Here is a 6,703-nt window from a genome sequence, read left to right on the forward strand (position 1 = left end):
GGCGTTGAGGACGCCGCCGGTCCCAGCACTAGCCGAAGACGACGAGGGAGCGGCCGCCCTTGCCGGCCAGCATCGCGTCGAAGGCGGCCGGGATGTCGTCGAGGGTGATCCGGTCGGTCACCAGGGCGCCCAGGTCGAGGCGGCCGGCGCGAACGTGCTCGGCGATCACGGGGAGGTCGCGGGCGGGGTCGCTGTTGCCGTAGACGCAGCCGGTGAGGGTGCGGGCGAAATGGAAGATCTCCAGGGCGTGGAAGGTGACCTGCTGTTCCTTGCCGCCGATGCCGACGACCGTGGTGCGGCCGCCGCGGCGGGTCGACTCCCACGCCCCGCGGATGGTCTCGGCCCGGCCGACGCACTCGACCGCGACGTCCGCGCCCCGCCCGCCGGTGAGCGCACGGATCTCCCGGGCGGTGGCGTCCGAGGCGAGCACGAACTCGGTGGCACCGGCCGCGTGCGCCAGTTCCTCCTTGGCCGGCGACACATCGACGGCGATGACCTGGCCCGCCTGTGCGATCCGGGCCGCCTGGAGCGCGGCCAGGCCGACCCCGCCGACGCCGAAGACGGCCACCGACTCGCCGGGGCGGACCTGGGCGCTGTGGTGGACGGCCCCGTAGCCGGTGAGGACGGCGCAGCCGAGCAGCGCGGCCTCGGCGAGCGGGATCCCCGCGGGTGCGGGCAGCACGCAGTTGGCCGCGACCACGGTCTCCTCGGCGAACGCGGCCACGTTCAGCCCGGGATGCAGTGCGGTGCCATGGACGTCGTGTGCGTGGATGTTCCCGACCCCGGCGAGCGCGGTCGCGCACAGCCAGACCTCGCCGATGGCGCAGTGGTGGCAGGTCCCGCAGGACGGGGCCCAGTTGAGCACCACGCCGTCGCCTGGGGCGACGTGCGTGACGCCCTCGCCGACGGCGAGGACCGTGCCCGCGCCCTCGTGGCCGAGGACGGCGGGCACGGGGACCCGCATGGTGCCGTTGGTGAGGGAGAGGTCGGAGTGGCAGACGCCGGCCGCGGCCAGCCGGACACGGACCTGCCCGGGCCCGGGATCGGGCAGCACGATCTCCCCTATCTCCAGCGGTGCTCCGACGGCGGGCAGGATGGCGGCGCGGACCATGGTCGTCGTCTCGGCTTTCCGGTAGGGGGGCGGGAGGGTGCGGATGCGGCGGGTGCAGCCGATGCAGCGGGTGCGAGTGATCCCACTGCGGGTGCATCGGGTGCTGCGGCTGCTACTGGTTCAGAACTGCTTCAGAACTGCAGGGACTTGGTCTGGAGGTACTCCGCCAGACCGTGGGGGCCCAGCTCACGGCCGACGCCCGACTGCTTGTGGCCGCCGAAGGGCGCGAGGATGTTGTAGCGGCCGCCGTTGATGTCCACCTGCCCGGTGTCCATGCGGCGCGCGAAGGCGGTGGCCGTCTCCTCGTCCGCGGCCCAGACGGCGCCGCCCAGGCCGTAGACGGTGCCGTTGGCGATGCGCAGGGCCTCCTCCTCGTCCTCGTACGAGAGGATCGACAGCACCGGGCCGAAGATCTCCTCCTGGGCGATGGTCATGTCGGGGGTCACGTCGGCGAACACGGTCGGGGCGATGAAGTACCCCTTTTCGTGCGGCGCGTCCGGCCCGCCCGCGACCAGGCGCGCGCCCTCCTCCACGCCCTTGGCGATGAAGCCGCGGACGCGTTCGTGCTGCCTGGCGTTGACGACGGGGCCGACGCGGGTGCCCTCCGCACGGGGGTCGCCGGTGGGGTGGTCGGCGACGGCGGCGACCGCGAGCGAGACGGCCTCCTCGTACCGGTCCCGGTGGACGAGCATCCGGCTGAGCGCGTTGCAGCTCTGACCGGTGTTGTTCATGACGTGGCCGACGCCGGCCGCGACGGCCCTGGGCAGGTCGGCCCCGGGCAGGATGACGTTCGCCGACTTGCCGCCCAGTTCGAGGGCGACGCGCTTGACCGCGGCGCCGGCCGTGGCGCCGACCTGCTTGCCGACGGCGGTCGAGCCGGTGAAGGAGACAAAGTCGACTCCCTCGTGGGCGGCCAGGGCCTGGCCCGCGACCGGGCCCGTACCGGTCACCAGGTTGAAGACTCCGGCCGGAATCCCCGCCTCGTGCACGGCCTCGGCGAAGAGCTGCGCGGTCAGCGGGGTGTCCTCCGCCGGCTTGAGGACGAGGGTGCAGCCGGCGGCGAGAGCGGGTGCCACTTTGGCAACGACTTGGTACAGCGGGTAGTTCCAGGGCGTGATGGCCCCGACCACGCCGACCGGTTCGAGCAGGACGGTGGAGTTCCCGATGCGTTCCTCGAAAGCGTACGAGGCGGCGAGGTCGACGTAGGTGGAGACCACGGCGATCGAGGCTCCGACGTGGACGGCCTTGGCGAAGGGGAGCGGGGCGCCGAGTTCGGCGGTGACCGTCTCGGTCAGCTCCCCCTTGCGGTCCTGCAGGGCGTCGCGGAGTGCGCCGATCAGGGCGGCCCGCTCGGCCGGGGGCGTGGCCGCCCAGCCGGGCAGGGCCGCACGGGCCGCGCGTACGGCCGCGTCCACGTCCTCCTCGGTGCCGGCCGGGACCTGGGCGATGACCTGGCCGTCGGCCGGGTTGACGACGTCGATCCGGCCTGTTCCGGCGGCGGTCCGCCATGCGCCGTCGATGTACATCCCGTCCTGGGCCTTCATGGCATTCCTCCCGAGTACGCAGGTGCGCGTGGTCCGACCTCTCCGTCACCCTACAAACTAGCGTCGGTAGTTTTTGTCGGCCAGGGTACGGCCGGGGTCAGATGATGCCGAAAAGCATCCCTGCCGCGAGGACGACGAGCGAGGTGAGGGCCGCCCACTTCACGGTGAATCGGGTGTGGTCGCCGAACTCGACGCGGGCCATGCCGACCAGGACGTAGACGGCCGGAACCAGCGGGCTCGACATGTGCAGCGCCTGGCCGACGAGGGAGGCGCGGGCGATCTCGAGCGGGGACACGCCGTGGGCGGCGCCGGCCTCCGCCAGGACGGGCAGGACGCCGAAGTAGAAGCCGTCGTTGGACATGAAGTAGGTGAGCGGCAGGCTGAGCAGGCCGGTGACGAGTGCCATGTGCGGGCCCATGCCCTCGGGGATGGCTCCGACCAGCCAGTCGGCCATGTGCTTGACCATGCCGGTGCCGGTGAGGACTCCGGTGAAGACGGCGGCGGCGAAGACCATGCCGGCGACGTTGAGGACGTTGTCGGCGTGGGCGGCGAGCCTGGCCTTCTGGTCGGGCATGTGCGGGAAGTTGACGGTGAGCGCGAGGGCGGCGCCGAGCAGGAACAGCACCGGGATGGGCAGCAACTCCATGATCATCGCAGCGAGGAGGGCGACGGTGAGACCGGCGTTGAACCAGTAGAGACGGGGGCGCAGGGTGGCGCGGGCGGGGTCGAGGCCCTGGAACCCGTCCTCGGGGGCGGCCCCGGCCGCGGAGCCGGGGGCGGCGGTGGGGGTGGAGGCGGAGGTCTCGGGGAGCGTCGGCCCGGTGGACGCTCCCGGCGCGGCCGGACCGGCGGAACCGCTCTGGGCGGTGCTCCCGGCGGCGGCTGCGACCAGGTCCGCCTCGACACCCTCGGTCTGCTCGCCCTCCGCGACTTCCTCGACTTCCTCGACTTCCTCCATCTCCCCGGGTGCCTTCTGCCCGGGCAGCGCCAGCACTCCGACGCGCCGGCGCTCCCGCAGGCCGAGGACGTACGCCAGGGCGAACACGAAGAGCAGGCCCACCGCGAGGGCGGGGATCATCGGGACGAAGATGTCGGCGGCGTCGAGCTTGAGGGCGGTCGCGGCGCGGGCCGTGGGACCGCCCCAGGGCAGGGTGTTCATGACGCCGTTGGCCGTGGCCGCGACACCCGTCATGACCACCAGGCTGAGGCCGAGCCGCTTGTAGAGCGGGTACATGGCCGAGACCGTGATCATGAAGGTGGTCGATCCGTCGCCGTCGAGCGAGACGATCGCGGCAAGGACGGCCGTGCCGACGACGACGCGCATCGGGTCGGCCTTGCAGAAGCGCAGGATGCCCCGGACGATCGGGTCGAAGAGGCCGACGTCGATCATCAGGCCGAAGTAGACGATGGCGAACATCAGCATGGCGGCGGTCGGTGCGAGCTTGCCGACGCCTTCGATGACGTAGTCGCCGAGGTGTGCGCCCTTGCCTGCGAACACGCAGAACAGCGCGGGGATGAGGACGAGCGCCGCGATGGGCGACATTTTCTTCATCATGATCAGGACCAGGAAGGTCGCGATCATGGCGAAGCCGAGGAAGGTCAGCATGGGGGGAAGGTAGGCGTCGCCTCCTGGGGCCAACAAGACGTGGAAGCGTGAGCAATACGAGCAAAACCCCAGTTCAGGGCAGGGGTGTCAGCTCGACGGGGAAGGCGTTGAGCACGGCCGTGCCGGAGAGCCGGTCGATCCGGGTGCCGTCGAGGAGCTGGTTGACGTTGGCTCCGGGCGCGGCGGACGCCACGCCCAGGCGGGTGCCTGCGCGGTCGTGGCCCCAGCCGTGCGGGAGGCTCACCACTCCCGCGCGGACGGCGTCGGTGACCTCGACGGGGACCTCCACGCTGCCGCCGTCGGCGGCGACCCTGGCCCGCCCGCCGTCGGTGAGCCCGAGGCGGGCTGCGTCCTGCGGGTGGACGTGCAGGGTGCAGCGGTTGGAACCTCCGGTGAGGGCCGGGACGTTGTGCAACCAGCTGTTGTTGGACCGCAGGTGGCGGCGGCCCACGAGCACCAGGGCTGCGGGGCGGTCGGCGAGCGCCGCGCGCAGCCCGGGGAGTTCGGCCGCGATCGGGTCCGGGAGCAGCTCGATCCTGCCGCTGCGCGTCCTCAGCACGTCCGGAAGGCGGGGCCGCAGCGGGCCCAGGTCGATGCCGTGCGGCGCCTTCAGCAGGTCCTCCAGGCCCAGCTCGTACGGTCCGAGGCGCAGCATCATGTCCAGTCGCCGCTCCGGGCCGGTGCGACCGGTCAGCCGGCGGGCCTGTGCGGCCGGATCGGCGCCGTGCAGCGGCGAGTGCACGTCGGTGACGGCCCGGGCGAGCGTGTCGTCGATGACGCGTGCGTCGACGGCTCCCGGCGGGGCTCCGTGCAGCCCCGACACGGCGAGGATCAGGCGCGCGTGGATCTCGCACTCGTCCATCCGCCCCTCCTCCAGGGGGACGGCGGGCGGCGAGTAGCGGGCCTGGTTGCGTACGGCGAAGGCGTTGAACGCGAAGTCGAAGTGCGCGCTCTGCGCGGGCGGCGGCGGGGGCAGCACGACGTGGGCGTGGCGGGAGGTCTCGTTCAGGTACGGGTCGACCGAGACCATGAAGTCGAGGCCGGCCAGCGCCCGGTCGAGGCGGTCGCCGTCGGGTGCGGAGAGGACGGGGTTGGCGGCGATGGCGATCAGGGTACGGATGCGCCCCTCCCCCGGCGTCTCGATCTCCTCCGCCAGGGCCACGATGGGCAGTTCACGCTTCGCTTCGGGGTGGCCGCTGACCCGGCTGCGCCAGCGGCCCACCGTGAACCCCTTGCCGGGGCCGGCCGGCCGGGGGGCGCGGTCGGTGGCGGAGAGCGGGAAGAGGACTCCGCCGGGCCGGTCGAGGTTGCCGGTGAGGATGTTCAGTACGTCGACGAGCCAGCTGGCGAGCGTGCCGTGCTCGACGGTGCAGCTGCCGATCCGTCCGTAGACGGCGGCGGTGGGTGCGGCGGCGAGCTCGCGGGCGAGGCCACGTATCTCGTCGGCCGTGAGGTCGCAGGCGGGGGCGACGGCCTCAGGAGTGAAACTCCCGAGGGCGGCGCCGAGTTCCCCGAGTCCCTCGACATGTTCCTCCAGTGCCCCGGGAGCGGCGAGCTTCTCGGCGATCAGGGTGTGCGCGAGGGCCGCGAGCAGGAACACGTCGCTGCCGGGACGCGGCGCGAGGTGCCGGTCCGCGAGGGCCGCGGTCCGGGTGCGGCGCGGGTCGACGACGACGAGGGTGCCGCCGCGGGCACGCAGGGCCTTGAGCCGGCCGGGGAAGTCCGGGGCGGTGCAGAGAGAGCCGTTGGACTCGACCGGGTTGGCGCCGAGGAGCAGCAGGAAACCGGTGCGGTCGAGGTCGGGGACCGGGATGGCCAGGGGGTCCCCGAAGAGGAGTCCGCTGGAGACGTGCTTGGGCATCTGGTCGAGCGTGCTGGCGGTGAAGAGGTTGCGGGTGCCGAGGGACTTGACCAGCAGCGGCGGGTAGAGCGCGCCGGCCATGGTGTGCACGTTCGGGTTGCCGAGGACCACGCCGACGGACTGCGTTCCGTGCTCCCGGACGAGGTCGGGCACGGCGGCGGCGATGGCGTCGTAGGCCTCCTCCCAGGTGGCCTCCCGAAGCCGGCCGTCCCGGCGGACGAGCGGGGTGCGCAGGCGGTCGGGGTCGGCGTCGATCTGCCCGAAGGCGGCGCCCTTGGGGCAGATGAAGCCGCGGCTGAAGACGTCGTCCCGGTCACCGCGGGCGCCTGTGACCGTGGCGCCTTCGATGGTGAGGGTGAGCCCGCAGGTGGCTTCGCACAGGGGGCAGATGCGCAGGGCGGTGCGGGGCATGGGCCCTCCAGGGCGGCAGGCTGCGACGCGGACGCGGGGAGCCCGAGCATACCGACCGGTAGGCACGGTGGCGAGGGAGCGTACCGAGGCCGCTCCACGGAATGCACAGCCGGTCGGGTGCGGGCGAGGCCCGGGACGGGTACGGGCGGAGGCCTGGGGCGGGGACGGGG

General features: G+C 72.9%; 4 protein-coding genes. All 4 read right to left on the reverse strand.

Annotated elements, in window-relative coordinates; translation table 11 throughout:
* Positions 1-28: 28 nt before the first annotated feature.
* The gene (locus AAT21_RS32445) at positions 29-1,111 is read right to left on the reverse strand and encodes a Zn-dependent alcohol dehydrogenase (RefSeq protein WP_046780558.1); all 1,083 of its coding nucleotides are present in this window, start codon (positions 1,109-1,111) and stop codon (positions 29-31) included.
* A gap of 131 nt (positions 1,112-1,242) precedes the next feature.
* On the reverse strand, positions 1,243-2,655 hold the full coding sequence (locus AAT21_RS32450; RefSeq protein WP_046780559.1) for an aldehyde dehydrogenase family protein: 1,413 nt from the start codon (positions 2,653-2,655) through the stop codon (positions 1,243-1,245).
* Between the two features lie 97 nt (positions 2,656-2,752).
* A complete protein-coding gene (locus AAT21_RS32455) occupies positions 2,753-4,261 on the reverse strand; it encodes a CitMHS family transporter (RefSeq protein ID WP_046780560.1) in 1,509 nt (502 codons plus the stop codon).
* Positions 4,262-4,334: 73 nt separating this feature from the next.
* A complete protein-coding gene (locus AAT21_RS32460) occupies positions 4,335-6,533 on the reverse strand; it encodes a molybdopterin-dependent oxidoreductase (RefSeq protein ID WP_046780561.1) in 2,199 nt (732 codons plus the stop codon).
* Positions 6,534-6,703 lie beyond the last annotated feature (170 nt).

Origin of the sequence: Streptomyces yangpuensis, from assembly GCF_001005295.1 — a bacterium.
Classification (GTDB): Bacteria; Actinomycetota; Actinomycetes; order Streptomycetales; family Streptomycetaceae; genus Streptomyces; species Streptomyces yangpuensis.